At 68.5% G+C, this 25299-nt stretch carries 23 protein-coding genes; 14 read left to right on the top strand and 9 right to left on the bottom strand.

Annotation, left to right across the window (positions count from 1 at the left end; all coding sequences use genetic code 11):
- Nucleotides 1–88: 88 nt before the first annotated feature.
- Nucleotides 89–772: a Fe2+-dependent dioxygenase gene (locus NVS89_RS01410; RefSeq protein WP_258730687.1), complete on the top strand. Its 684-nt coding sequence runs from the start codon at nucleotides 89–91 to the stop codon at nucleotides 770–772.
- 59 nt (nucleotides 773–831) lie between these two features.
- The gene (locus NVS89_RS01405) at nucleotides 832–1194 is read left to right on the top strand and encodes a DMT family protein (protein WP_258730685.1); all 363 of its coding nucleotides are present in this window, start codon (nucleotides 832–834) and stop codon (nucleotides 1192–1194) included.
- Nucleotides 1195–1198: 4 nt separating this feature from the next.
- Here NVS89_RS01405 and NVS89_RS01400 read toward each other — a convergent pair whose 3' ends face one another.
- The 3 genes from NVS89_RS01400 to NVS89_RS01390 form a co-directional block, all read right to left on the bottom strand.
- Nucleotides 1199–2356, bottom strand: a complete 1158-nt coding sequence (locus NVS89_RS01400; protein ID WP_374114506.1) for a PQQ-dependent sugar dehydrogenase — start codon at nucleotides 2354–2356, stop codon at nucleotides 1199–1201.
- Nucleotides 2357–2471: 115 nt separating this feature from the next.
- The gene (locus tag NVS89_RS01395; protein ID WP_258730684.1) at nucleotides 2472–2777 is read right to left on the bottom strand and encodes a hypothetical protein; all 306 of its coding nucleotides are present in this window, start codon (nucleotides 2775–2777) and stop codon (nucleotides 2472–2474) included.
- 127 nt (nucleotides 2778–2904) lie between these two features.
- Nucleotides 2905–3546 carry a glutathione S-transferase family protein gene (locus NVS89_RS01390; RefSeq protein ID WP_258730683.1) on the bottom strand — a complete coding sequence of 214 codons (642 nt, stop codon included), beginning with the start codon at nucleotides 3544–3546 and terminating at the stop codon, nucleotides 2905–2907.
- Between the two features lie 145 nt (nucleotides 3547–3691).
- Here NVS89_RS01390 and NVS89_RS01385 point away from each other — a divergent pair, with 145 nt between their 5' ends.
- The 4 genes from NVS89_RS01385 to NVS89_RS01370 all read left to right on the top strand — a co-directional run bounded on the left by NVS89_RS01385 (nucleotide 3692) and on the right by NVS89_RS01370 (nucleotide 7578).
- Entirely contained in the window at nucleotides 3692–4894 is a 1203-nt protein-coding gene (locus tag NVS89_RS01385) for a pyridoxal phosphate-dependent aminotransferase (RefSeq protein WP_258730682.1), read from the top strand.
- Nucleotides 4895–5003: 109 nt separating this feature from the next.
- A complete protein-coding gene (locus NVS89_RS01380) occupies nucleotides 5004–5495 on the top strand; it encodes a DUF992 domain-containing protein (RefSeq protein ID WP_258730681.1) in 492 nt (163 codons plus the stop codon).
- A gap of 147 nt (nucleotides 5496–5642) precedes the next feature.
- Entirely contained in the window at nucleotides 5643–6674 is a 1032-nt protein-coding gene (msrP, locus tag NVS89_RS01375) for a protein-methionine-sulfoxide reductase catalytic subunit MsrP (RefSeq protein WP_258730680.1), read from the top strand.
- Between the two features lie 379 nt (nucleotides 6675–7053).
- The gene (locus tag NVS89_RS01370) at nucleotides 7054–7578 is read left to right on the top strand and encodes a DUF2380 domain-containing protein (RefSeq protein ID WP_258730679.1); all 525 of its coding nucleotides are present in this window, start codon (nucleotides 7054–7056) and stop codon (nucleotides 7576–7578) included.
- A 1-nt stretch (nucleotide 7579) separates the two neighbouring features.
- Here the strand turns inward: NVS89_RS01370 and NVS89_RS01365 are convergent, their stop codons facing one another.
- Nucleotides 7580–8473: a LysR family transcriptional regulator gene (locus tag NVS89_RS01365; RefSeq protein WP_258731493.1), complete on the bottom strand. Its 894-nt coding sequence runs from the start codon at nucleotides 8471–8473 to the stop codon at nucleotides 7580–7582.
- Nucleotides 8474–8514: 41 nt separating this feature from the next.
- Nucleotides 8515–9501: a thioredoxin-disulfide reductase gene (gene trxB, locus NVS89_RS01360; RefSeq protein ID WP_258730678.1), complete on the bottom strand. Its 987-nt coding sequence runs from the start codon at nucleotides 9499–9501 to the stop codon at nucleotides 8515–8517.
- A gap of 292 nt (nucleotides 9502–9793) precedes the next feature.
- On the opposite strand from trxB, the gene NVS89_RS01355 reads away from it, so the two are divergent.
- The 4 genes from NVS89_RS01355 to NVS89_RS01340 are packed head-to-tail and all read left to right on the top strand — an operon-like array spanning nucleotide 9794 to nucleotide 12831.
- Nucleotides 9794–10270, top strand: a complete 477-nt coding sequence (locus tag NVS89_RS01355) for an Lrp/AsnC family transcriptional regulator (RefSeq protein ID WP_258730677.1) — start codon at nucleotides 9794–9796, stop codon at nucleotides 10268–10270.
- A complete protein-coding gene (locus tag NVS89_RS01350; RefSeq protein ID WP_258730676.1) occupies nucleotides 10267–11157 on the top strand; it encodes a glycosyltransferase family 8 protein in 891 nt (296 codons plus the stop codon). The genes NVS89_RS01355 and NVS89_RS01350 overlap by 4 nt, the downstream gene beginning before the upstream one ends.
- 4 nt (nucleotides 11158–11161) lie before the next feature.
- Nucleotides 11162–11800 carry a class I SAM-dependent methyltransferase gene (locus tag NVS89_RS01345; RefSeq protein ID WP_258730675.1) on the top strand — a complete coding sequence of 213 codons (639 nt, stop codon included), beginning with the start codon at nucleotides 11162–11164 and terminating at the stop codon, nucleotides 11798–11800.
- Nucleotides 11797–12831, top strand: a complete 1035-nt coding sequence (locus NVS89_RS01340) for an ELM1/GtrOC1 family putative glycosyltransferase (protein WP_258730674.1) — start codon at nucleotides 11797–11799, stop codon at nucleotides 12829–12831. Before NVS89_RS01345 ends, NVS89_RS01340 begins: the two co-directional genes overlap by 4 nt.
- 18 nt (nucleotides 12832–12849) lie before the next feature.
- Here NVS89_RS01340 and NVS89_RS01335 read toward each other — a convergent pair whose 3' ends face one another.
- The 4 genes from NVS89_RS01335 to carA form a co-directional block, all read right to left on the bottom strand.
- Nucleotides 12850–13950, bottom strand: a complete 1101-nt coding sequence (locus NVS89_RS01335; protein WP_258730673.1) for a glycosyltransferase family 4 protein — start codon at nucleotides 13948–13950, stop codon at nucleotides 12850–12852.
- Nucleotides 13951–13980: 30 nt separating this feature from the next.
- Nucleotides 13981–14454: a transcription elongation factor GreA gene (greA, locus tag NVS89_RS01330; protein WP_258730672.1), complete on the bottom strand. Its 474-nt coding sequence runs from the start codon at nucleotides 14452–14454 to the stop codon at nucleotides 13981–13983.
- Between the two features lie 134 nt (nucleotides 14455–14588).
- Entirely contained in the window at nucleotides 14589–17924 is a 3336-nt protein-coding gene (carB, locus tag NVS89_RS01325; protein WP_258730671.1) for a carbamoyl-phosphate synthase large subunit, read from the bottom strand.
- A 200-nt stretch (nucleotides 17925–18124) separates the two neighbouring features.
- Nucleotides 18125–19345 (bottom strand): glutamine-hydrolyzing carbamoyl-phosphate synthase small subunit, encoded by a 1221-nt coding sequence (gene carA, locus NVS89_RS01320; RefSeq protein WP_258730670.1) that lies wholly within the window; start codon nucleotides 19343–19345, stop codon nucleotides 18125–18127.
- A gap of 241 nt (nucleotides 19346–19586) precedes the next feature.
- Here carA and NVS89_RS01315 point away from each other — a divergent pair, with 241 nt between their 5' ends.
- The 4 genes from NVS89_RS01315 to rpoD all read left to right on the top strand — a co-directional run bounded on the left by NVS89_RS01315 (nucleotide 19587) and on the right by rpoD (nucleotide 25212).
- The gene (locus NVS89_RS01315; RefSeq protein WP_374114505.1) at nucleotides 19587–20042 is read left to right on the top strand and encodes a GatB/YqeY domain-containing protein; all 456 of its coding nucleotides are present in this window, start codon (nucleotides 19587–19589) and stop codon (nucleotides 20040–20042) included.
- A gap of 133 nt (nucleotides 20043–20175) precedes the next feature.
- Nucleotides 20176–20946, top strand: a complete 771-nt coding sequence (locus tag NVS89_RS01310; protein WP_258730669.1) for a transporter substrate-binding domain-containing protein — start codon at nucleotides 20176–20178, stop codon at nucleotides 20944–20946.
- A 161-nt stretch (nucleotides 20947–21107) separates the two neighbouring features.
- Nucleotides 21108–23039 (top strand): DNA primase, encoded by a 1932-nt coding sequence (dnaG, locus tag NVS89_RS01305; RefSeq protein ID WP_258730668.1) that lies wholly within the window; start codon nucleotides 21108–21110, stop codon nucleotides 23037–23039.
- A gap of 172 nt (nucleotides 23040–23211) precedes the next feature.
- Nucleotides 23212–25212, top strand: coding sequence for an RNA polymerase sigma factor RpoD (gene rpoD, locus NVS89_RS01300; protein WP_258730667.1), 2001 nt, complete (start codon nucleotides 23212–23214; stop codon nucleotides 25210–25212).
- Nucleotides 25213–25299: the final 87 nt, after the last annotated feature.

Genomic DNA, 25299 nt, shown 5'->3' with positions numbered 1-25299 from the left:
GGCCTGCCGTTTCCGATCGACCGTCTCAATTTGGGGGAAGGCAGGTGCAACGCCTGCTTTCCCCACTTTTTCGTTTGGGAAGTGCTCGATGCTGATCCAGATCCCCGACATCCTCACGCCCGACGAGGTGGCGCATTGCCGGCGCGTGCTCGAGGCCTCGCCCTGGGTCGATGGACGCGTCACCGCCGGCCAGCAGGCGGCGCGCTCAAAGCTCAACCTGCAGATCCCGGTGGAATCGCGCGAGGCGCAGGAACTCGGCGACATCGTGCTGCGGGCGCTCGGCCGGAACCCGATCTTCAATTCCGCGGCGATGCCGCTCAGGGTGTTGCCGCCCATGTTCAACCGCTACGATGTCGGCATGAAGTTCGGCGCCCATGTGGACGGCTCGATCCGCTCCATTCCCGGCACCGCGCAGCGCATGCGCGCGGACGTCTCCACCACCATCTTCCTCACCGACCCGTCGGAATATGACGGCGGCGAGCTGGTGATCGAGGACGCCTACGGGCTTCAGGAGGTGAAGCTGCCGGCGGGCCACGCCGTGGTCTATCCGGCCACCAGCCTGCATTCGGTCAACGAGATCACCCGCGGCTCGCGCTGGGGCTCGTTCTTCTGGTCGCAGTCGATGATCCGCGACAATGGCCGGCGGGCGATGCTGTACGACCTCGACATGGCGATCATGGCGACGCGCGCCCGGCTGCCGGACGACGATCCCGCCGTGCTGTCGCTGGCCAATGTCTACCACAACCTCGTGCGGCACTGGGCCGAGCTGTGAGGCATTGACGCGGGCCTGCCGGCGGTGGAGCTTCGTCCGCCTCCCGCTGGACCGCCATCATGCCCCCTTTGACCTCGCTGCTGCCGCCCGCCCTGCTGCCGATCGTGCTGCTCTTCGCCTCCAACGTCTTCATGACCTTCGCCTGGTACGGGCACCTCAAGCACAAGTCCACGCCGCTGCTGATCGCCATACTGGCGAGCTGGAGCATCGCGCTGTTCGAGTACTGCCTCGCCGTGCCGGCCAACCGCTACGGCTCGGCAGTCTATTCGACGGCGCAGCTCAAGACGATGCAGGAGGTCATCACCCTCATCGTGTTCGCCGGCTTCTCGGTGCTGTGGCTGAAGGAGCCGCTGCACTGGAACCACCTGGTCGGCTTCGCCTTCATCGCCGCCGGCGCCTATTTCATCTTCCACCGCTGGTGAGGCGTCAGTCGGCGGGCGCGAGGCGCAGCAGGCGGCCCGGGTCCTCGTCGGTGAGCAGCCACAGCGCTCCGTCCGGGCCCTGTCGCACGTCGCGGATGCGGGCGCCGAAATCCGTGAGCAGGTCCTCCTCCTCGACCACGCGCTGGCGGTCCGGGTCGAGCCGCAGCCGCACCAGCTTCATGCCGGCGAGGGCGCCGGTGAACAGGTCGCCCTTCCACGCCGCGATCAGGTCGCCGGTATAGAAGGTGAGGCCGGAAGGGGCGATGGACGGGTCCCAGTACTTGACCGGCTGCTCCATCCCGTCCTTGCGCGTGCCTTCGCCGATGGTCGCTCCGTTGTAGTCGCGCCCATAGGTGATGACCGGCCAGCCATAGTTCTTGCCGGCCTCGGGATGGTTGAGCTCGTCGCCGCCGCGCGCGCCGTGCTCGACCGTCCACAGCCGCCCGGTCTGCGGATCGAGCGCGGCGCCCTGCACGTTGCGATGCCCGAAGCTCCAGATTTCTGGCCGCGCGCCCTGCAGCTTGACGAACGGGTTGTCGTCCGGCGCCTGCCCGTCGGGGCGGATGCGCACGATCTTGCCGAGATGGCTCGAGAGCCGCTGCGCCTGGTCGCGTTCCGAATAGCGCTCGCCCAGCGTGACGAACAGCGTGCCGTCGCGGGCGAAGACGAGGCGCGAGCCGTAATGCGAGCTGCCGCCGACGGAGGGCTGCTGGCGGAAGATCACCTCGACATTGTCGAGCCGCGCGCCGCCCGCGTCCTCCACCAGCTTGCCGCGCGCCACGCTGGTGCCGGAGGCGCCCTCGCGCGGCTCCGCATAGGAGAAGTAGACCATCCGGCTCGAGTCGAAGTCTGGCGCGAGCACGACGTCGAGCAGCCCGCCCTGGCCGCGCGCATAGACCGGCGGCAGGCCGGCGACGGGTTCGGAGACGGTGCCGCTGCGGCTGACGATCCGCAGCCGGCCGGCGCGCTCGGTCACCAGCATCCGCCCGTCCGGCAGGAAGGCGAGGGACCAGGGATGATCGAGGCCGCCGGCCACGGTCTCGACCGTCATCCGGCCGGCGGAGCTGTCGACGGTCACGCTTTCCTGCGCCGATAGCGGCGCGGCGCTGGCGAACAGGGCGAGGATGCCGGCGAGGAGGGAAAGCCCGGTGATCGTCCTCAAGGCAGCGCTCCGCAGAAGGTCGGGACGCGCATGGTTAGATCACGGTGCGGGCAAACGCCAATGCGCAGGGCCTGACAAGCCCGTGAAGCGGCCGGGGAGGGGGAAGCGCGGGTCCTCAGCCCTCGCGCCGGCCGGAGGAGGACGAGCGCGCCGGCTGCAGCGTGTTGCGCAGCATGAAGCTGGAAAGGCCGCACAGGCCGATGAAGCCGGTGAGCAGCACCGCGCCCATGGCGATGCGCCCGTCGCTTGCCATGGCGGGGTGGATTTCGAGCGCGACCGCGCGCTGCAGGCTGAACATGCAGAGCACGGCGACGATGGCGAGGGTCAGCGAGAGCACGACGCCGGCTTCCAGCAGCGCGCGGCGAAAGCGGCGGCCGGCGGTGCGGCTCGGCTCGGCAGGTCCGACGTGGTGACGCGGCATGGCGAAATCCCTTCCGTGGGGCGGTTCGTCTGTCTGACGGAAGGCAGGTTCGCAGCCGATCCCGGCCCGGCTTCGGCGCCACTTTGCGCGAGGCGGCGCCATTTCGGGGCGTTTTCGCGGCAATTGGTTAAATGCTGTTTACCTTCTCGGGTACCGTCTCCGGCCGCCACTCCATGGCGACATGGCCGGGGTCGGCGGCGACCCGCTGCAGCCAGCGCCGGACCGCGGGGAAGGGCTCGAGGTCGAACTCGCCTTCGCCCGCGACATGCGTGTGCGCGTAGAGCGCGATGTCGGCTATGGAGAAGGTGTCGTCGGCGAAGAAGGCGCGGCGGCCGAGATGGCGCTCCATCACCCCCAGCGCCGCGTAGCCTTCCTCGAGCCAGCGGTCGATGTCGTGGGTGCGCAGGTCCCGCCCGCCGCGCACCAGCTTGAGCCAGAACCGGGCGGCGGCGATGGCGGGCTCGTGGCTGTGCTGCTCGAAGAACATCCAGCGCAGCACCTCGGCCCGCGCCAGCGGCCCGTCGGCGAGGAAGCGGGTGCCGCTGGCGAGATAGAACAGGATCGCGTTGGACTCGGCGAGGAAATGCCCGCCGGGCAGCTCCAGCAGCGGCACGCGCCCTTCCGGGTTGCGCATCAGGAATTCGGGCGTGCGATTCTCGCCCCGGAGGATGTCGACGTCCACCAGCGTGAAGGGCACGCCGAGCTTCGCCAGCAGCAGCCGCACCTTGTAGCAGTTGCCGGAATTCTGCATGGAATGGAGCTTGAGCACGCGCGACGTCCCGTCATCCCCGAACGAAATCCGGCCAGGGCGTCAGAGTAACGCATCGTCCGGTCCGGGAGCAGGTGGGGAATCGCTTGCGGGCACGCAAGGGCTCGACTAGTTGTCGCGCGCATCAAACTTAAGGAGACCGGCCATGAGCCTCATTTCCTCCGCCCTCAAGCGCATCAATCCCTCCCAGACCATCGCCATTTCCAACAAGGCGCGGGAGCTGAAAGCGTCGGGCCGGGACGTGATCGCGCTTGCGGCCGGCGAGCCGGACTTCGACACGCCCGAGAACGTCAAGGAAGCCGCGATCAAGGCGATCCGCGACAACCAGACCCGCTACACGGCGGTCGACGGCATTCCCGAGCTGAAGGCGGCGATCGTCGCCAAGTTCAAGCGCGAGAACGGCCTCGACTACAAGCCGAGCCAGGTGACGGTCGGCACCGGCGGCAAGCAGGTGCTGTTCAACGCGCTGGTGGCGACGCTCGACGTCGGCGACGAGGTGGTCATTCCCGCCCCGTACTGGGTCAGCTATCCCGACATCGTGCAGTTCGCCGGCGGCACCCCCGTGCCGGTCGAGACCAAGCTCGAGGACAACTTCAAGCTCCAGCCCGCCGATCTCGAGGCCGCGATCACGCCCAAGACCAAGTGGCTGATCTTCAACTCGCCCTCGAACCCGACCGGCGCCGCCTACAGCCGCGCCGAGATGAAGGCGCTCACCGACGTGCTGGTGCGCCATCCGCATGTGTGGGTGCTCACCGACGACATGTATGAGCACCTCGTCTATGACGACTTCGAGTTCGTCACCCCCGCGCAGGTGGAGCCCTCGCTCTACGAGCGCACGCTGACCATGAACGGGGTCTCCAAGGCCTATTGCATGACCGGCTGGCGTATCGGCTACGCGGCGGGGCCGGAGGTGCTGATCAAGGCCATCGGCACGCTGCAGTCGCAGTCGACCTCAAACCCGAACTCGATCGCCCAGTGGGCGGCCGTGGAGGCGCTGAACGGCCCGCAGGACTTCATCGCCGCCAACAACAAGGTGTTCAAGGAACGGCGCGACCTTGCCGTCTCCATGCTCAACCAGGCGGCGGGCCTCACCTGCCCGAAGCCGGAAGGCGCGTTCTACGTCTACCCGTCCTGCGCCGGGCTGATCGGCAAGTCGACGCCCGCGGGCAAGGTGATCGAGAACGATGAGGTCTTCGCGACCGAGTTGCTCGAGGCCGAGGGCGTGGCGGTGGTGCATGGCTCGGCCTTCGGCCTCGGCCCCGCCTTCCGCATCTCCTACGCCACCGCGACCAAGGACGTGGAAGAGGCCTGCCTGCGAATCCAGCGCTTCTGCGGTTCGCTGCGCTGAGGTAATATCCTGGACGTCCGGCCGGGAATCCACCCCGGCCGGACATCGTTGCGCGCCTCCATCGCCGGTTCGCCCGAACCGGCCGCGCGTTCCCCAGGGAGTGTTATCCATGATCCGTTACGTTGCCTCGCGCGGGCTTCTGGCCGCCGCGCTCGTCGTTGGTGCCGGCGTGCTCGTCGCAGCTCCGGCCTCGGCCCAGACCAAGCGCGTCGAGGTCGGCACGCTGGCCTGCCAGGGCAGCAAGTCCGTGAGCTTCATCATCGGCTCCAAGCGTACCCTCGACTGCACCTTCAAGAGCCGCCGCGGCACCTCCTACCGCTATGAGGGCACGATCCGCCGCTGGGGCCTCGATGTCGGCGTGACCGGCCGCAACACGCTGCTGTGGACGGTGCTGGCGCCCTCGCGGGGCGTGCACTCGGGCGATCTCGACGGCGACTATGCCGGCGTGTCCGGCAGCGTGGCGCTCGGCGTCGGCGTCGGCGGCAACGTGCTGGTCGGCGGCTCGCGCGACACGATCGCCCTGCAGCCCTTCAGCGTCGAGGCCCAGACCGGCGTCAACGTCGCGGTCGGCGTCGGCAATCTGCGCCTGACCTCGAAGTGAGCCTGATCTGATCGAAGGCGGCCGGCGGCGACGGGTTCGCGCGCCACCGGCCGCTTTTTTTGCGAATTGCACGCTTAGTTGAAGTCCGGCCTGAAATAGTCGGCCCCGTCGCGGCGTATTCTCTTCGTCATCCTCGAGGAGAACGTCATGCATATCCGCCATCGGCCATCCTGGGAGCTGCCCGAAAGCGCGGCGACGCCGGAATCCGTCTATCTCTCTCGCCGCACGCTGCTGGGCGGGGGCGCCGGCCTCATCGGGGCGCTCGGCCTGCCGGGCGGGGCGCAGGCGGGGTTCCTGGACAGTCTCGGCCTGTCGGGCGGCGACAAGGCGCCGAAGGGCCCCGCGCCCGGCGATCCCGCCAACGACCCGACCAAGGACCTCTATCCGGCCCGGCACAATGACGCCTTCACCCTCGACCGGCCGGTCACGCCCGAGGACATCTCGGCCAACTACAACAATTTCTACGAGTTCGGCTCCGACCGCTCCTACTACCAGGTGGCGGACGTCTGCGCGCAGATGCCGCGCCGGCCCTGGACGGTGAAGATCGACGGGCTGGTCGAGAAGGAGCGCGAGGTCGGCATCGACGACCTGATCCGCGCCATGGCGCTGGAGGAGCGGCTCTACCGCCACCGCTGCGTCGAGGCGTGGTCGATGGCGGTGCCGTGGACCGGCTTCCCGGTGAAGGACTTCGTCTCCTGGGCGCGCCCGCTCTCCAGCGCGAAATACATGCGCATGGAAACCTTCCTCAACCCGGACGTGGCGGCCGGCCAGCGGCGCTTCACCTATCCGTGGCCCTATGTCGACGGCCTGACCATGGCCGAGGCGACCAACGACCTCGCCTTCTTCGTCACCGGCATCTATGGCAAGCCGGCGCCCAACCAGTTCGGCGCGCCGCTGCGCCTCGCCGTGCCGTGGAAGTACGGCTTCAAGTCGGTGAAGTCGATCGTGCGCATCTCCTTCGTGGAGGAGCGCCCTGTGGGGCTCTGGGAGCAGATCCAGGGCCGCGAATACGGCTTCTGGGCCAATGTGAACCCCGCCGTCCCGCATCCGCGCTGGAGCCAGGCGAGCGAGCGCGACATCGGCACCGGCGAGCGACGCCCGACCGAGATCTACAACGGCTATGGCGAGCAGGTCGCCGGCCTCTATGCCGGGATCAAGGGCGAGAATCTGTTCATGTGACCGGCGCGCCGGGCGGGCCGCCTGACGCCCGCCCATCGGCCGCTCGGAACCCTTGCGCCGACGGGCCTTCCCCCGGCATCCCACCGGACAAGAAAAAAGCCGGGCTCTTGCGAGCCCGGCTAAGTCTCGCCGCCGAGGCGGCGAACCTTCCAGAGGGGAACAGCCGAAGCATCGCCTCGGCGTCACGACCCATATGATCAACGAGAGGGCATCTTTCAATGAAAAATGCCCGCATGGCAGGCATGCGTTATTGCATTGACCGCCCGATAGTTTGATTTTGCCCCTTGTTTAAGCGTTTTGACGGTAGGTGAGTCCTGCCCCCTCCCGCGCTAGAATAGCGCCCAAGGGCCGTGAGAATGCCCGTTTCAGGAGGATCGCCATGCTGCTTCGCCCGTTCGCCGTGCCGCTGCTCGCCGCCGCCGCGCTGTCTCTCGCCATCCCCGCCCTGAAGGCCGCGCCCTCCGTGGAGGCCGCGCGGTCCGTCATCGCCATTCCCGAGATCGGCTTCAGCGATTCGTCCGGCGAGGCGCGCAACCAACAGGCCGAGCACGATGCCCGGCGTCAGGCGCTGACGAAGGGTCTGGTCACCGAACTCGGCGCCGAGGCGGATCTGGCGAGCCTGCCGCTCGCCTGCACCGAGCCGTGCCCGCTCGACGCCGAGGGCGTGGAGAAGCTGCGCCAGCGCGCCCGGGCCGAAGGCGCCGAGTTCCTGCTGGTAGGGAAGGTGCACAAGATGAGCACGCTGGTGATGTCGATGCGCTTCGCCGTGCTCGACACGTCGAGCGGCAAGCTCGTGCTGGAGCGCCTGCTCAGCTTCCGCAGCGACAATGACGAGGGCTGGCGCCATGCCGGCGCCTATGTCGCGCGCGAGGTCGCCGACAGCTTCGCCGGCGAGGCGAAATAGCTCAGAAGTTCCAGCGCTGCGCCTTGGCGACGAGGAAGTCGCGGAACACCTGGATGCGCGCCACCGACCGCATTTCCTGCGGGTAGACGAAATAGGCTTCCAGGGTCGGCGTCGGCCGTTCCTGGAAGAGCTGCACCAGCGTGGCGGAATCCTCGAGCAGGTAGTCCGGCACGATGCCGATGCCCACGCCCCGCTCCACCGCCCGCTTGAGGCCGAGCACGTTGTTGACCGAGAGCGAGGGGACCCGTCCCGGCTCCTCCTCGTCGAGCCCGGCCCGCTCCAGCCAGTTCAGGCCCTGGAAATAGCTCGGGATCGGGCCGCCGAGCAGGATGATGCGGTGCTTCTCCAGCTCGTCGAGTGTGCGCGGGTGGCCGTTTCGCTTGAGGTACTCGGCCGAGGCAAAGGCGTGGAAGTGCACGGTGAACAGCTTGCGCTGGATCAGGTCCGGCTGCACCGGCTGGCGCAGGCGGATGGCGACGTCCGCCTCGCGCATGGCGAGGTCGAGCTCGTCGTCGGTCAGGATCAGCGTGATGCGGATGTCGGGATAGAGCTCGAGGAACTCGCCGATGCGCGCCGTCAGCCAGTGGGTGCCGAGGCCCATGGTGGTGGTCACGCGCAGCTCGCCGTTCGGCTTCTCGCGCGAGTCGGTCAGCTTGGCGCGGGCCGCCTCCAGCTTCATGAACACTTCGTGCGCGGTGCGGTAGAGCAGGTCGCCCTGTTCGGTCAGGATCAGGCCGCGCGCATGGCGGTGGAACAGGGGGATGTTGAGTTCCTGCTCCAGCGCCGAGACCTGCCGGCTGACCGCCGACTGGGAGAGGCCAAGCGCCTCGCCGGCATGGGTGAAGGAGCCGGCCTCCGCGGCGACGTGGAAGACCTTCAGCTTGTCCCAGTCCATGTCGCGGGCACGGTTGGCCTTGTTTTCCATGGCTCAGCTGCTCACTCGGCGGCTTCGGCGAGGGGCTCGTGGGCGGCGAGGAAGCGCTCGGCCTCCAGCGCTGCCATGCAGCCCATGCCGGCCGCGGTCACGGCCTGGCGGAAGACATCGTCGGCCACGTCGCCGGCGGCGAACACGCCTTCCACCGAGGTCTGGGTGGAATGGGAATCGGTCCAGACATAGCCCGAGGGCTTGAGCTTGAGCTGCCCCGCGACGAGATCGGTCGCCGGCGCATGGCCGATGGCGACGAACACGCCGTCGGTCCGGTATTCGGTGAGGGCGCCGGTATCGACGTTCTTCAGCACGATGCCGGTGACCTTGGTCGGGCCTTCCTCGCCCTTCACCTCGTCCACCACCGCGTTCCAGATCACCTCGACCTTGGGGTGGGCGAACAGGCGCTCCTGCAGGATGCGCTCGGCGCGGAAGCCGTCGCGCCGGTGCACGACCGTGACCTTGGAGGCGAAGTTGGTGAGGAACAGCGCCTCTTCCACCGCGGTGTTGCCGCCGCCGATCACGAACACTTCCTTGCCGCGGTAGAAGAAGCCGTCGCAGGTCGCGCAGGCGGAGACGCCGAAGCCGCGATAGGCCTGCTCGGAGGGCAGCTCGAGCCAGCGCGCCTGCGCGCCGGTGGCGAGGATCACCGTCTCGGCGATCCAGACCTGCCCGGAATCGGTCTCCAGCCGGAACGGGCGGGAGGAGAAGTCGGCCTTGGTGACGATGTCGTTGACGATGCGGGTGCCCATCTTCTCGGCCTGGACCTGCATCTGCTCCATCAGCCACGGGCCCTGGATCGGGTCGGCGAAGCCCGGATAGTTCTCGACGTCGGTGGTGATGGTGAGCTGCCCGCCGGGCTGGATGCCCTGGATCAGCACCGGCTCGAGCATGGCGCGCGCCGCATAGACGGCCGCGGTGTAGCCCGCCGGGCCGGAGCCGATGATCACCACCTTGACGTGGTGGGGCGACGCACTCGAAATCAGGGCCGGCGACATTCGATTCACCTGTTGCGGACCAGAGGGATCATACCCGGCGGGCGGCAGGCCCACGGGACACGACCCCGGCCAATTGGGCGACTCATGCGCGGTCCGCAAGTGCCGCAGAGGTCAGCCATGCGAAAATGTAAGAGCTGGCCCGCCGCTCTGCAAGTCGCGCAATGATTGGCCTTTAGTTTTCCAGAGGGAAGATTGCGCGCGGGCGCCGCGAAAGATAATTGCTCTGGCGGGCCGCTGCTCTATGGTCGCGGCCGGAATTGCGATTTCCGCCGACCCGACAGGAGCTGCCGGCTTGCCACGCCGTATCGACGCGATCGACCTGAGCATCCTGCGCGAGCTCCAGGGCGACGGCCGCATCACCAATGTGGAGCTGTCGCAGCGCGTCGGCATCTCCGCTCCGCCCTGCCTCAGGCGCGTGCGCGCGCTGGAGGAGGAGGGCATCATCAAGGGCTACCGCGCCCTGCTCGACGAGAAGCAGCTCGGCTTCGAGCTCATGGCCTTCGCCATGGTGCATCTCGTCAGCCAGGCCGAGGCCGACCTCAACGCCTTCGCCGGGCAGGTCGAGCGCTGGCCGCTGGTGCGCGCCTGCTGGATGCTCTCGGGCGAGACCGACTTCATCCTGCTCTGCGTCGCCCCGGACCTGCGGACGTTCCAGAGCTTCGTGCTGGAGCTGACCGGCGCGCCCAACGTGCGCAACGTCAAGACCGCCCTCACGCTCAAGCAGACCAAGGATGCCGCGGTGGTGCCGATGGAGGGGGAGCTTCCTTGATCGTCGCTACCGCGACCGATACCGCCTATGTGGAACTGACCGCCGTGCTGCTTGCCTCCCTGGCCGAACAGGCCGGGCCGGGCATCGATGCGGTCTACGTGTTCTGCGACGGTGTCAGCCCCGCCAACAAGGAGCGGCTGCGGCTCAGCTATGGCCGAGAGGGCCTCGCATTCATCGACCTCACCGACGCGATGGGCGCCTTCTCCGCCCGGCCGGTCAACCACCACCTCTCGCGCACCGCCTATGCGCGGATCCTGATGCCGCTGACACTGGCCGACGTCACCGGCCGGCTGCTCTATATCGACTGCGACACGCTGGTGAACGGCTCGCTCGCCCCGCTGGCCGAGATCGACATGCAGGGCCACGCGCTGGCGGCGGTCGACGACATCGCGATCCAGGTTCCCGAGCGCCACGCCAAGCGCAACCTCGACATCGGCATGCCGGCGGACATGCGCTATTTCAACAGCGGCGTGCTGCTGATCGACCTCGAGGAATGGCGCCGCCAGCGCGTGTCCGAGCGCGTCATCGAGTTCGTCGACGCCCATCCCGAGCTGCCGATGATGGACCAGGACGCGCTGAACGGCACGCTGCGCGGCGACTGGCTGGCGCTCGACGAGCGCTGGAACATGCACCGCCGCCTGAAGAAGGGCCGCTATGTCGACGACCCGTCGATTTGGCAGGACGCGCGGATCATCCACTTCATCGGCCAGATCAAGCCGAATTATTCCGATTGCGGCCACCCGGCCCGCACGCTCTATTTCGAGCATCGCGCCCGCACGCCCTTTGCCAACGCCCCGGTGAAGACCAAGCTGGGCCGGAAGGTTGAGAAGCGGGTGCGCCGGCTGAAACGTCTCTTCGGCCGGGTCAGACGGGCGTTCGGGAGCTAGCGCCATGGAGTACAGCCTCGTCGACGAGTATGCGAAGCTCCATTCGCGCCATCGCTACGGGGCCACGGCCCGGCACGCGCTGGCCGACATGCTGCCCCATATCCTCGCGCTGAAGCCCGCCTCGCTGATCGATTTCGGCTGCGGGCAGAGCAATCTCGCCATGCTGATCGCCGCCAAGGCGGGCATCGGCACGTTCCACCGCTACGATCCCGCGATTCCCGAGCTTTCCGTCCTGCCGTCCGGGCGGGTCGAGCTCGCCGTGAATGTCGACGTGATGGAGCACATTCCCGACGAGGAGATCGACGCCGTGCTCGCCAGCATCGCGGCGGTGGCGACCCATGCGCTGTTCGTCATCGACACCGGCCCGGCCAAGATCCTGCTCTCCGACGGGCGCAACGCCCATGTCTCCCAGCACGACGCGATGTGGTGGCTGGCGCGGCTGAAGCCGCACTTTCCCGCGATCCGGGAAATGCCGATCCGCCGCCGCAACCGCGTCGCCTTCAAAACCTGGGATGGAGAGGTCGGCGGCCTCGTCGGGCTCGGCGTGAGGGCGCGGGAGAGGGCGATCTACCGCACGCAGAAGCTCGCCCGCTCGGCGCATCGCAAGCTGTTCGGCGCCGGCAATCGCGGGGCCTCGCGGTGAAGCTGCTGGTCCTGCGCGACAAGAAGCCCGGCCATTTCAACCAGGCGGAAGGCGTCGCGCTGGCGGTGGGCCGGCTCGGCGAGACCGAGGTCGCGCGGATCGACGTCCGCCCCTCCTGGTTCGCCCATGACGACGTGCGCAAGCTCATCATGCGCCGCTACGGACGCGATGCGCGCGCCTGGCTGCGCCGCATGTACCATATCGAGGCGGACGCGCTGGAGCGGCCGGACGTCATCATCGGCTCGGGGCGGCCGACCATCGCCGCCGGCATCCTTCTCAGCCGCGCCTTCGGCGGGCTGCCCTTCCTCTATTCGGGCGGCATCGGCGGCTACGACACGCGCGAGGTGAGCCTCATGGTCGTCGCCTCGCCGCGCGCGGCCGGCAATCCGCGCTGCGCCTGGGCGCTGATCCCCTCGACCATCGATCCCGACGCCTATGCGCCCCCGCGCCGCCTCGCCGCGCCGGCCGACCTCCGCGGCGCCGAGCTAGCCTTGCTGGTCGGCGGCACCGCCTACCGCAAGGAATGGCCGCAGAACGAGTGGGAGGCGCTGATCCGTCTGGTGCGCGAGACGGCCCGCGACTATGGCGTGCGCTGGCGCGTCTCCACCTCGCGCCGCACGCCGGACGAGGTCGGTGCCATGTTCGCCGCGCTCGCCGCCGAGGGCGTGCTGGCCGAGTTCGTCGACTATCGCAGCGCCGGGCCGGGCTCGGTGAGGGCGCTGTTCGGCGCCGACGCGGTGGTCGTCACCGAGGATTCCATGAGCATGCTGGCCGAGGGGATCACAGCCAAGCGCCCGGTCATCGGCCTGCGCTCGGCCAAGGTCCATGACGGCTATGCGAGCGAGGCCATCGCCTCCTGGTGCACCGCGCGCTGGGGCGTCGCCGGACAGAGCCTCGCCATATTGCCGCTGGGCACCGTCACCGGCGAGCAGTTTGCGGCGACGCTGACGCGGCTGGAGCCGCCGCAGCAGGACCAGCGGGCGGAGCTGTCGAAGCTGATCGCGCCGGTGCTCGGCCTCGACGGCCGGTAGAGGGCGCGGAAAGGCCGCTCAGCCCTTCGCGGCCCAGACCGCCTCGTAGACCGCGTTGATCTTCTGCGCCTCGATCTCGATCGAATGCGTCATCTCGATATGGCGCCGCGCGGTTTCCGCCTTGGCCGCGCGGTCCGCCTCGTCGAGCGCCATGAAGGCGCCGACGGCCTGTGCCATGGCGTCGACGTCGCCGGGCGGCACGAGATTGCCAGTCTCGCCCTCGATCACCAGCTCGTCGAAGGCGCCGACCGTGGTCGCCACCACCGGCACGCCGCAGGCCATCGCCTCCAGCGGCGTCACGCCGAAGCCCTCCCAGCGCTGGGGGGCGACATAGAGGTCGAGCGCGCCGTACCAGGCGGGTGTCTGCGAGGTCGCGACCTCGCCGGGGAACAGGATGCGGTCGGCAAGGCCGGCCTTCTCGACCTTCGCCTTCTGCTCGGCGAAGAAGTCCTTGTGCGCGGCCGTCGCCCGGCCGAGCACCACGCCGCCCCAGCCGGGATGGTCGGGCAGGGTGCGGATCAGCGCGTCGACGAACACGTCGGTGCCCTTCTGCGCGCGGATGCGCCCGAAGCACCCGACCAGCTTCAGCGCCGGCAGGCCGAGCCCCGCCCGCACCGCTGCCTTGTCGGCGGGCGGGACGAACTGGGCGATGTCGATACCGTGATGGATCACGCTCGAGGGGCGTTCGAGATAGGACGCCGTCTTCTCCGAGGTGGAGATGACGCCGTCCATGCGCCCGATCAGGAACCGGGTCCAGCGCGTGTGCCAGCGCTGCGAGGCCGAGGTGAACACCAGCAGAAGCCGCATCCGCAGCACGTCGCGCAGCAGCACGCCAGCCAGCATCTCGACATTGCGCCGGGCGTGCCAGATGCGCGCGCGTCGCCGCGCCGGCGCGCGCCAGAAGCGCAGCAGGTCGGCATAGCCGATATGCGGCACCTCCTGCGCGAGGCCGGGGCCGAGCGCGGCGATGTGGACCTCGCGTGCCTGGAACGGCAGCACCCGCTCCAGCGTCGCCGTGACGCCGGAGAGGCGGCGCTTGAAGTTCGGCGCCACCACCTCCAGCCGTGCGACGTCGACGGCCGCGGGGCTCGTCGCCGCGGGCGTCTCCTCACGGGGCATGGAGAGGGCCGGCATGTCGCGGGGAGGACGTCAGGCGAAGCGGACGTCGGCGATCTCGTAGGAGCGCGCGCCCTTCGGGGTGACGACCTCCACCGAGGTGCCGAGCTTCTTGCCGATCAGCGCGCGGGCCATGGGCGAGGAGATGGAGATGCGGCCAGCCTTGGCGTCGGCTTCCATGTCGCCGACGATCTGCCAGCTCTTCTCCTCTTCGGTGTCCTCGTCGATGAGCGTGACCGTGGCGCCGAACTTCACCGTGTCGCCGGACAGCTTGGCGACATCGATGATCTCGGCGCGCGACAGCTTGTCCTCGAGGTCGGCGATGCGGCCCTCGTTCAGCGCCTGCTGTTCCTTGGCCGCGTGGTACTCGGCGTTCTCGGACAGGTCACCATGGGCGCGGGCTTCGGAGATCGCCGCGATGATACGCTGGCGATCGACCTGCTGGCGCTGCTTGAGCTCGCTCTCGAGGGCGGCGTGGCCGCCGGCGGTCATCGGAATCTTTTCCATAGGTCTTTTCTTGACCTCCCAAAATGCAAATGCAGCCCTGCGCGGCGACCTTCGACCCCCTTGGGCTGAAGGCGCATCCGCGACGGCCGGTCATGTAAGTCTGTCGCGGCCATCCAGCATCGCCGCGAGCGATGTCATTGAGGGCCGGAGCTGAAGTAATCCTGCAGGGCGCGCACTTCCAGATCGCCGCCAATATAGGCCTTGACCCCTCGCGCCGCTGCGATGGCACCTGATAGCGTGGTGTAATATGGCACTTTGTGCAAGAGGGCCGCACGGCGCAGTGATCGCGAATCCGCCAGCGCCTGCGCGCCCTCGGTCGTGTTGAACACGAGCTGCACGCCCCCGTTCTTGATCACGTCCACGATGTGCGGGCGGCCTTCCAGTACCTTGTTGATCTTGTCTGCGTGGATGCCGTTCTCGGCCAGGAAACGCTGCGTGCCGGAGGTGGCGATGATCTTGAAGCCGAGCGCGACCAGCAGCCGCGCCGTCTCCAGGATGCGCGGCTTGTCGTCGTCGCGCAGCGAGATGAACACCGTCCCGGAGGTCGGCACCTTGGTGCCGCCGCCGAGCTGGCTCTTGGCGAAGGCCACCGGGAAGGACCCGTCGAGCCCCATCACCTCGCCGGTGGAGCGCATCTCCGGCCCCAGCACCGTGTCGACGCCGGGGAAGCGGGCGAAGGGGAACACCGCCTCCTTCACCGCGACGTGGCCGCCGGTGAAGGGCGTCAGCCCGAAGGAGGCGAGCGTCTCGCCGGCCATGATGCGCGAGGCGATCTTGGCGATCGGCTGGCCGATCACCTTGGCGACGAAGGGCACGGTGCGCGAGGCACGCGGATTGACCTCCAGCACGTAGATCGTGCCGTCCTTGATGGCGTACTGCACGTTCATCAGGCCACCGACCTGAAGCGCCAGCGCCAGCTTGCGGGTCTCGGCCTCGAGCTCCGCGATCATCTGCGGCGACAGCGAGTAGGGCGGCAGCGAGCAGGCCGAATCGCCCGAATGGATGCCGGCCTCCTCGATGTGCTCCATGATGCCGCACACGAAGGTGTCCTTGCCGTCGGCGAGGCAGTCGACGTCGACCTCGATCGCATCCGACAGGTAGCGGTCGAACAGCAGCGGGTTCTTGCCCAGCAGCGTGTTGATCTGGCCGGTCTTGTCGTTCGGGTAGCGCGCCTTGATGTCGTTCGGCACCAGCCCGGGCAGCGTGCCGAGCAGGTAGTCGCCGAGCTGGCTGTCCTCGCGGATGATCTGCATCGCCCGCCCGCCTAGCACGTAGGAGGGGCGCACGACCATCGGATAGCCGAGGTCGGCGGCCACCAGCCGGGCCTGCTCCACCGAATAGGCGATGCCGTTGGAGGGCTGGCGCAGCTTCAGCTTGTCGAGCAGCGTCTTGAAGCGGTCGCGGTCCTCGGCGAGATCGATCGCTTCCGGAGAGGTGCCGAGGATCGGGATGTCGGCTTCCTCGAGCGCGCGGGCGAGCTTGAGGGGCGTCTGGCCGCCGAACTGCACGATGGCGCCGTGCAGCACGCCGTTGGAGCGCTCGCGGTCGAGGATCTCGATCACGTCCTCCGCCGTCAGCGGCTCGAAATAGAGCCGGTCCGACGTGTCGTAGTCGGTCGAGACGGTCTCCGGGTTGCAGTTGACCATGATGGTCTCGTACCCGGCGTCCTTCAGCGCGAAGGCGGCGTGGCAGCAGCAATAGTCGAACTCGATGCCCTGGCCGATGCGGTTCGGGCCGCCGCCGAGAATGGCGACCTTCTTGGCGTTCGAGGGGCGCGCCTCGTCCACCATGTCGCCGGCGAACGGGGTCTCGTAGGTCGAGTACATATAGGCCGTGGGCGAGGCGAACTCGGCGGCGCAGGTGTCGATGCGCTTGTAGACCGGGCGTACGTCGAGCCCGCGGCGGCGCGCGGAGACCTCGGCCTCGGTCAGCCGGGCGAGGCCGGCGAGGCGCGAATCCGAGAAGCCCATCGCCTTGAGGCGACGGAAGGCGCCCGCGGTGCGCGGCAGGCCGTGCGTGCGCACCTTGGCTTCCATGTCGACGATCTCGCGGATCTGCGCGAGGAACCACGGGTCGATCTTGCAGCCGGCGTGGATCGCCTCGTCGTCGAGGCCGAGCCGCATCGCCTGCGCGACCTTGAGCAGCCGGTCGGGCGTGGGCGTGCCGATGGCGGCGCGGATGGCGTTCTTGTCGTCGCCGAGGCCGAGGCCCTCGATCTCGATCTCGTCGAGCCCGGTGAGGCCGGTCTCCAGCGAGCGCAGCGCCTTCTGCAGGCTCTCCTGGAAGGTGCGCCCGATCGCCATCGCCTCGCCCACCGACTTCATCGAGGTGGTGAGCACCGGGTCGGCGCCGGGGAACTTCTCGAAGGCGAAGCGCGGGATCTTGGTGACGACGTAGTCGATGGTCGGCTCGAACGAGGCCGGGGTGGCGCCGCCGGTGATGTCGTTGGCGATCTCGTCCAGCGTGTAGCCGACCGCGAGGCGCGCGGCGACCTTGGCGATCGGGAAGCCGGTCGCCTTGGAGGCCAGCGCGGAGGAGCGCGACACGCGCGGATTCATCTCGATCACGATCATGCGGCCCGTCTCCGGGTCGATCGCGAACTGCACGTTGGAGCCGCCGGTCTCCACGCCGATCTCGCGCAGCACGGCGAGCGAGGCGTCGCGCATGCGCTGATATTCCTTGTCGGTCAGCGTCAGCGCCGGGGCGACGGTGATCGAATCGCCGGTGTGCACGCCCATCGGGTCGATATTCTCGATGGAGCAGACGATGATGCAGTTGTCCGCCTTGTCGCGGACGACCTCCATCTCGTATTCTTTCCAGCCGAGCACGCTTTCCTCGACCAGCACCTCGTTGGTGGGGGAGGCGTCGATGCCGCGCTCGATGATCTCGATATATTCGCTCTTGTTGTAGGCGATGCCGCCGCCCTGGCCGCCCATGGTGAAGGACGGGCGGATGATGGCCGGCAGGCCGATCTCATCCAGAGCTTCAAGAGCCTGCGGCAAGGTCTTGATCTGGCGCGAGCGCGGCGTGTCGAGGCCGATCTTGGTCATCGCGTCGCGGAACAGCTCGCGGTCCTCGGCCTTGTCGATCGCTTCCGCCGTGGCGCCGATCATCTCGACGTCGTACTCGTCGAGCACGCCCATCTTGCGCAGCGAGAGCGCGCAGTTGAGCGCGGTCTGCCCGCCCATGGTCGGCAGCAGGGCGAAGCCGCCGGGGATGGCATGGCGCTCCCGGGCGATGATCTTGGCGACGATCTCCGGCGTGATCGGCTCGATATAGGTGGCGTCCGCGAGGTCCGGGTCCGTCATGATGGTCGCCGGATTGGAGTTCACCAGCACCACGCGGTAGCCCTCGGCCTTGAGGGTCTTGCACGCCTGGGTGCCGGAATAGTCGAACTCGCAGGCCTGACCAATGACGATAGGTCCGGCGCCGACGATGAGGATGGTGGAGATATCTGTGCGTTTCGGCATCGGATCCCGTGCGGCTCGCGCATTTGTCCGGGCACACGAAAAAGGACGCGTCGGGCAACGCGTCCTTGGCCGAACCCGGATCGGACTTTCTTGGCGAGGCATTCCCCCGCGGATTGGGCGCTTCCCTTAAACCAGATTCTGGCGGGGGGGAAGGGCAGGCGGCGCGGGCGCGTCATGCGCGCCCGACGCGGAAGGCGGCTTCAGGCCGCCTTCTTGTTTTTCGCGATCATCTCGACGAAGCGGTCGAACAGGTAGTGGCTGTCCTGCGGCCCCGGGCTGGCCTCGGGGTGGTACTGGACCGAGAACACCGGCCTGTCGGTGAGCTGGATGCCCGCATTCGAGCCGTCGAACAGCGAGACATGGGTCTCCTCGGCGCTCGCCGGCAGGCTGTCGCGGTCGACCGCGAAGCCGTGATTCATCGAGGTGATCTCGACCTTGCCGGTGGTCCTGTCCTTCACCGGATGGTTCGCGCCGTGGTGGCCCTGATGCATCTTCATCGTGCGCCCGCCGACCGCGAGGCCGATCATCTGGTGGCCGAGGCAGATGCCGAAGGTCGGCACGCCCGCGGCAATGATGTCGCGGATCACCGGCACGGCATATTCCCCGGTCGCGGCCGGGTCGCCCGGGCCGTTGGAGAGGAACACCCCGTCCGGCTTCAGCGCCATGATCTCGTCGGTCGTGGTGGTGGCGGGCACCACGGTCACCTTGCAGCCGGCGCGGGCCAGCAGGCGCAGGATGTTGCGCTTGATGCCGTAGTCGACGGCTACGACATGGTGCGCGGGCGCGCTCTGGTGGCCGTAGCCCTCGGGCCAGGTCCAGGGCGTCTCGTCCCAGGTGAAGCGCTGGGCGGAGGTGACCATCGGCACGAGGTCCATGCCGACGAGGCCCGGCCATTCGGCCGCCTCCTTCTTCAGCGCCTCGACGTCGAACACCCCGTCCGGCGCGTGGGCGATCACCGCATTGGGCATGCCGCCGTCGCGGATCAGCGCGGTCAGCGCGCGGGTGTCGACCCCGGAGATGGCGATGATGTTGCGCGCCTTCAGCCACTGGTCGAAATGGCGCGTCGCCCGGTAGTTCGAAGGGTCGGTGATCGCCGAGTGCAGCACCACGCCACGCACGCCCGAGGCGCCGGCCATCGAGATGGTCTCGATGTCCTCCTCATTGGTGCCGACATTCCCGATATGCGGGAAGGTGAAGGTGATGATCTGCCCGGCATAGGAGGGGTCGGTGAGCACCTCCTGGTAGCCGGTCATGGCGGTATTGAAACATACCTCGCCGACCGCGTGGCCCGTGGCGCCGAGGCCGAAGCCTTCGAGCACCGTGCCGTCCGCCAGCACCAGCAGTGCCGTCGGCACCGGCTCGGCCCAGGCGTCCTCGACCCACACTTCGTCGTCGGAGGGCTGTCCAGCGCTTCCGTTCATCGTGTCTTGTTCCCTGTCGTCGTGTGTCCTAATTAGTCGGTCGCCGCGCCGGACGCCAGCCTTGTGGTTGCGCATCTGTCCTTCGGCGGGCGGATGGCTGCGGGAATGCCATCCGCTGCGGACGGTGACAGCGGTCGACGGTGCATGGGGCGTCGGGGCGTATCAACAATATGAACGCGGATGACGGTAGGGCGCGGAACAGCACCGCACGACCGGCCCGCGCATTTGAAGAGGCTGAGAAGTGCTGCGGGATGAAATCAACAGTTCCCTGAAAGAGGCCATGAAGGCCGGGGACAAGACGCGCCTTGGGACGCTGCGGCTGGTGAACGCGGCCATCAAGGACCGCGACATCGAGGCGCGCGGCCATGGCCGCGATCCGCTCGCCGACGACGAGGTGATGGCGCTGCTGACCAAGATGATCAAGCAGCGCGAGGAATCGGCGAAGGTCTATGAAGAGGCGGGCCGCGTCGACCTCGCCACCCAGGAGCGGGACGAGACGGCGGTCATCCAGACCTTCCTGCCCAAGCAGATGACCGAGGCCGAATCGCAGGCCGCCATCGCCGCGGTGATCCAGGAGATCGGCGCCCACGGGCTGAAGGACATGGGCCGCACCATGGCGGCGCTGAAGGAGCGCTATACCGGCGTGATGGACTTCGGCAAGGCGAGCGGCACGGTGAAGGCGCTGCTGACGGCCTGAACGGGCAGGGTGATCCCCGCTAGCCGGCGCCGTCCCGCTCGCGGACGGCGCGTCGGCGGGCGGGGCAGGGCGCCGGCGGCGCCGAAGGTTTGTGCCGATAGGGCATCTTGTGCCGAGAGGGCATGGAGGGAACATGAATCCGTCAGCGTCGTCCTCGCGCCTCGGCCTCGCCCCTCCATCGCCCGACATCCGCGACCTGCTGGCGCCGGGCGGCGTGATGCGCGCCGGGATAAACCTCTCGAACTTCCTGCTCGTCACCGACCGCACGCCCGACGGCGATCCGGTGGGCGTGTCGCCCGACATGGCGCGCGCCTTCGCCGACTATCTCGGCGTCGGGCTCGCCCTGGTGCCCTATTCCTCGCCCGGCCTGATCGCCGACGCGGCCGGGAGCGACGAGTGGGATATCGCGCTGATCGGCGCCGAGCCGCAGCGTGCCGAGTTTATCAGCTTCGCGCCCGCCTATTGCGAGATCGAGGCGACCTATCTCGTCCCCGACGGCTCGCCCTTTTCCTCCGTCGACGAGGTGGATGCGGCGGGCGTGCGGATCGCCGTCACCCGGCGCACCGCCTACGGCCTCTGGCTGGAGCGCAACATCTCGCGCGCCATACTGGTGCAGTTCGAATCCGGCAAGGAGACGCTGGCCGCCTTCGTCGGCGAGAAGCTCGATGCGCTGGCCGGGCTGCGGCCGGGCCTGCTGGGCGATGCCGCCGATATCACCGGCTCGCGGGTGCTGCCGGGCGGCTACACGGCGGTGCGCCAGGCCATCGGCACGCCGCGCGCGAAGCACGCCGCGCTCGAGACGATCAGCCATTTCGTCGAGGCGGCCAAGCGCAGCGGGCTGGTCGAGGAACTGATCGACCGGCGCGGCGTCCAGGGACGGCTGACGGTCGCGCCCGCCGCCTGAGGGCGCTTGTGCGCGCGTCGGCCCGGTGAATTCCGGGGATAGCGGACAGATGGCGCTCGGCGCGGGCGCCACTTAAGCGCCACCATGGATGCCTAATGGGCCGATGCGGCCCGGCTTTTGCCTGCTGATTCGGGCTGCCCGACGAAAGACCCGCTGCCGCCATGCGCTTCCCGCCCTCGTTCCTCGACGAGATCCGTGCCCGCCTCCCGGTGTCGGAGGTGGTGGGAAAGCGTGTCCAGCTGAAGAAGCAGGGCCGCGAGTGGCGCGGCCTCTCGCCCTTCAATCCCGAGAAGACGCCGTCCTTCTACGTCAACGACCAGAAGGGCTTCTATCACTGCTTCTCCTCCGGCAAGCATGGCGACCAGTTCGACTTCCTGATGGAGGTGGAGGGACTGCCCTTCCCGGAGGCGGTGGAGCGCCTCGCCTCCATGGCCGGCCTGCCCATGCCGGTGCAGTCGCGCGAGGAGGAGGTCCGCGAGAGCCGCCGCAAGACGCTGCATGAGGTGATGGACCTCGCTGCCCGCTATTTCGAGGCGACGCTTCAGGGCCGCGCCGGCGCGAAAGGGCGCGGCTATCTCGCCGATCGCGGGCTCGGCCCGGCGACGCAGGCGCGCTTTCGCCTCGGCTACGCGCTGCCCGAGCGGTTTGCGCTGAAGGAGGCGCTCGGCGCGCGCGGCGTGCCGGTGGAGGACATGGTCGAGGCCGGCCTGCTGATCGCCGCCGAGGACGTGCCCGTTCCCTATGACCGCTTCCGCGACCGGGTGATGTTCCCCATCACGGACCTCCGCGGGCGCGTGGTCGCCTTCGGCGGGCGGGCGCTGGAGAAGGATGTCCCGGCCAAGTACCTGAACTCGCCCGAGACCTCGCTCTTTCACAAGGGCTCGCTGCTCTACAACGGCTTCAACGCCCGCGCCGCCGCCCACAAGGGCGCGCCGGTGATCGCGGTGGAAGGCTATGTCGACGTGATCGCCCTCGTCGAGGCGGGCTTCGCCGGCGCGGTCGCCCCGCTCGGCACCGCGCTCACCGAGGAACAGCTCGCCCTGCTGTGGAAGATGGCGCCCGAGCCGGTGCTGCTGTTCGACGGCGACAAGGCGGGACGGCGCGCGGCCTATCGCGCGCTCGACCTCGCCCTGCCGCATCTCAAGCCCGGCATGAGCCTCACCTTCGGCACGCTGCCCGACGGGCAGGACCCGGACGATCTGGTGCGTGCCGGCGGGCGCGAGGCGGTCGACGCCGTGCTCGGCTCGGCCCAGCCGCTCGCCGAGGTGCTGTGGACGCGCGAGATGGAGAGCGCCAGCGTCGACACGCCCGAGCGGCGCGCCGCGCTCGAGGCGCGCATCGGCGAGATCGTGCGGGTGATCGCCGACGAGACCGTGCGCAAGCATTATCGCAGCGACCTGATGGAGCGCTTCCGCCGCCTGTTCCAGCCCGTGGTGGTGCAGGGCGGGAGCGGCCGGCGCGACGCCGCGCCGGGCGGGCGGGGTGCGGGGCGCGGGGCGGGACGGGGCAATTTCCCCGGCCGGCGGCCGCCTGCCGCGGTGGCGGGCGAGGCGATGCGCCGCTCCGCCCTGCTGCGCGGCGCGGCGGTGCAGATCCCGCGCAACGAGGCGCTGCTGCTGTTCGCGGCGATGAACCATCCCTGGCTGCTGGACCAGTTCGCCGAGGAGCTCGCCGCCATGGCGTTCCTCAACAAGGAGATGGGGGAACTGCGCCACGCCCTGCTCGACGCCCATATGGAGGGCGAGGCGGAGGACGCCGCGCACGTCGCCGCCCGGCTGGAGGCGGCGGGTCTCGCCCCGCTCGTCGCGCGCCTCGCCCAGCTCGCGGTGCCGCGGCACGACTGGCCCGCCTATGCGGACGCCGCGCGCAGCGACGTCGAGTTGTGGTGGCATCAGCGGCTGGGCTTGCACCGCCGAAGCCACGCCCTATCTAGAGACCTGAAGGAAGCCGAGAAACGCCTCGCGGAGGAGCCCACCGAAATGAACTGGGCACGGTTTCTCGATGTACAAAGACAGCTGGCGGCACTTGACGGCACCGAAGCTTTGGTAGAGGGGTTCGGCGCCGCGTCGGGACGACCGATGCGGTCGATGTAGGAATCCGGGTCGCCCGTCCGCACGCCTAGGGCGTCGCGGAGCGGAAGGCCCTATTTGCGTCGCGGTTCGCGTGTTGCGGGCGGGGCGGAGAATATGTCGAGGGGCGGGCGCCGGGGAGCGGCGTCCGTGGTCGCCGGAGCGGGACGCCGCTCGGCGCTTGAGGAGCACACGCATGGCGAAGCAGGCAGCGGAAGCGACGGAAGCCCCTGAGAAGGACGGTGACACCCCGGACAGCCCGTTGCTCGACCTTTCGGACGCTGCCGTCCGGAAGATGATCAAGCTCGCCAAGAAGCGGGGCTATGTCACCTATGACGAGCTGAACGAGGTCCTCCCCTCCAACGAGGTATCCTCGGACCAGATCGAGGATATTTACGCCATGCTCAACGAGATGGGCATCAACGTCGTCGAGGCCGAGGACGCCGACGCCGAGGGCGAGACCGAGGAAGGCGCGGCTGAGGCCGGCGAGGAGGAAGAGGAGTCCGGCGGCGAGCTCGCCGAGGCGGCCCCGCGCGCGGTCGTCCGCTCCGAGACCAAGTCCGAGCCGGGCGAGCGCACCGACGATCCGGTCCGCATGTATCTGCGCGAGATGGGCTCGGTCGAGCTGCTCTCGCGCGAGGGCGAGATCGCGATCGCCAAGCGCATCGAGGCCGGCCGCGAGGCGATGATCGCGGGCCTCTGCGAGAGCCCGCTGACCTTCCAGGCCATCATCATCTGGCGCGACGAGCTGGTGGAGGGCAAGGTCCTCCTGCGCGACATCATCGACCTCGAAGCGACCTATGCGGGTCCCGAGGCGAAGAACGGCCCGATCGTCGAGGGCGGCTCGATCGCGCCCGAGAACACCGAGGAACGCGAGCCGACCATTGGCGAGACCATCGCCAATGACGACGACGACGACATGGAGAACTCCCTGTCGCTCGCCGCGATGGAGGCCGAGATCAAGCCGAAGGTTCTCGAGACCTTCGACCGCATCGCCGACTTCTACAAGAAGCTGCGCCGCCTGCAGGACCAGAACGTCGAGTCGAAGCTCAAGAACGAGAGCCTCTCGCCGGCGCAGGACCGCAAGTACAAGAAGCTCAAGGAAGACCTGATCCTCGACGTGAAGTCGCTGTCGCTCAACCAGGCGCGCATCGACAACCTCGTGGAGCAGCTCTACGACATCAACAAGCGCCTCGTTTCGCTCGAGGGCCGGCTGATGCGCCTCGCCGAGAGCTTCGGCGTCGCCCGCGAGGACTTCCTCAAGCAGTATCAGGGCTCCGAGCTCGATCCGAAGTGGATCAACCGGGTGAAGAACCTGACCTCGCGCGGCTGGAAGGGCTTTGTCGGCCAGGAGCTCGACGGCATCCGCGACCTGCGCTCGGAAATCCATGCCCTCGCCACCGAGACGGGGCTGGAGATCTCCGAGTTCCGCAAGATCGTGCAGATGGTGCAGAAGGGCGAGAAGGAAGCCCGCCAGGCGAAGAAGGAAATGGTGGAGGCGAACCTGCGCCTCGTCATCTCCATCGCCAAGAAGTATACGAACCGCGGCCTGCAGTTCCTGGACCTGATCCAGGAGGGCAACATCGGCCTGATGAAGGCGGTCGACAAGTTCGAGTACCGGCGCGGCTACAAGTTCTCGACCTATGCGACGTGGTGGATCCGCCAGGCGATCACCCGCTCGATCGCCGACCAGGCGCGCACCATCCGCATCCCGGTGCACATGATCGAGACGATCAACAAGATCGTGCGCACCTCGCGCCAGATGCTGCACGAGATCGGCCGCGAGCCGACCCCGGAGGAGCTGGCCGAGAAGCTCGGCATGCCGCTGGAGAAGGTGCGCAAGGTCCTGAAGATCGCCAAGGAGCCGATCAGCCTCGAGACGCCGATCGGCGACGAGGAAGACAGCCACCTCGGCGACTTCATCGAGGACAAGAACGCGATCCTGCCGATCGACGCGGCGATTCAGAGCAATCTGCGCGAGACCACGACGCGGGTCCTCGCCTCGCTCACGCCGCGTGAGGAGCGCGTGCTGCGCATGCGCTTCGGCATCGGCATGAACACCGACCACACGCTGGAGGAAGTGGGCCAGCAGTTCTCGGTGACGCGCGAGCGCATCCGTCAGATCGAGGCCAAGGCGCTGCGCAAGCTCAAGCACCCGAGCCGCTCGCGCAAGCTGCGCAGCTTCCTCGACAACTGAGGGAGCCGGCCGCAAAGGTCGGGCGCCATGGTGCGCGGAACGGCGAACAAGACGACCAAGAGGGCGGCGTCCCCCCGGAAAGCACCG

It is taken from the genome of Ancylobacter mangrovi (assembly GCF_024752355.1).
GTDB lineage: Bacteria > Pseudomonadota > Alphaproteobacteria > Rhizobiales > Xanthobacteraceae > Ancylobacter > Ancylobacter mangrovi.
This window is presented reverse-complemented; position numbering and strand designations above follow the sequence as displayed.

What these genes read in the sequence shown, in the direction of transcription:
- NVS89_RS01410 (WP_258730687.1), top strand. Translation starts at nt 89, where the DNA reads ATGCTGATCCAGATCCCCGACATCCTCACGCCCGACGAGGTGGCGCAT.
- NVS89_RS01405 (WP_258730685.1), top strand. Translation starts at nt 832, where the DNA reads ATGCCCCCTTTGACCTCGCTGCTGCCGCCCGCCCTGCTGCCGATCGTG.
- NVS89_RS01395 (WP_258730684.1), bottom strand. Translation starts at nt 2,777, where the DNA reads ATGCCGCGTCACCACGTCGGACCTGCCGAGCCGAGCCGCACCGCCGGC.
- NVS89_RS01385 (WP_258730682.1), top strand. Translation starts at nt 3,692, where the DNA reads ATGAGCCTCATTTCCTCCGCCCTCAAGCGCATCAATCCCTCCCAGACC.
- NVS89_RS01380 (WP_258730681.1), top strand. Translation starts at nt 5,004, where the DNA reads ATGATCCGTTACGTTGCCTCGCGCGGGCTTCTGGCCGCCGCGCTCGTC.
- msrP (WP_258730680.1), top strand. Translation starts at nt 5,643, where the DNA reads ATGCATATCCGCCATCGGCCATCCTGGGAGCTGCCCGAAAGCGCGGCG.
- NVS89_RS01370 (WP_258730679.1), top strand. Translation starts at nt 7,054, where the DNA reads ATGCTGCTTCGCCCGTTCGCCGTGCCGCTGCTCGCCGCCGCCGCGCTG.
- NVS89_RS01365 (WP_258731493.1), bottom strand. Translation starts at nt 8,473, where the DNA reads ATGGACTGGGACAAGCTGAAGGTCTTCCACGTCGCCGCGGAGGCCGGC.
- trxB (WP_258730678.1), bottom strand. Translation starts at nt 9,501, where the DNA reads ATGTCGCCGGCCCTGATTTCGAGTGCGTCGCCCCACCACGTCAAGGTG.
- NVS89_RS01345 (WP_258730675.1), top strand. Translation starts at nt 11,162, where the DNA reads ATGGAGTACAGCCTCGTCGACGAGTATGCGAAGCTCCATTCGCGCCAT.
- NVS89_RS01335 (WP_258730673.1), bottom strand. Translation starts at nt 13,950, where the DNA reads ATGCCCCGTGAGGAGACGCCCGCGGCGACGAGCCCCGCGGCCGTCGAC.
- greA (WP_258730672.1), bottom strand. Translation starts at nt 14,454, where the DNA reads ATGGAAAAGATTCCGATGACCGCCGGCGGCCACGCCGCCCTCGAGAGC.
- carB (WP_258730671.1), bottom strand. Translation starts at nt 17,924, where the DNA reads ATGCCGAAACGCACAGATATCTCCACCATCCTCATCGTCGGCGCCGGA.
- carA (WP_258730670.1), bottom strand. Translation starts at nt 19,345, where the DNA reads ATGAACGGAAGCGCTGGACAGCCCTCCGACGACGAAGTGTGGGTCGAG.
- NVS89_RS01310 (WP_258730669.1), top strand. Translation starts at nt 20,176, where the DNA reads ATGAATCCGTCAGCGTCGTCCTCGCGCCTCGGCCTCGCCCCTCCATCG.
- dnaG (WP_258730668.1), top strand. Translation starts at nt 21,108, where the DNA reads ATGCGCTTCCCGCCCTCGTTCCTCGACGAGATCCGTGCCCGCCTCCCG.
- rpoD (WP_258730667.1), top strand. Translation starts at nt 23,212, where the DNA reads ATGGCGAAGCAGGCAGCGGAAGCGACGGAAGCCCCTGAGAAGGACGGT.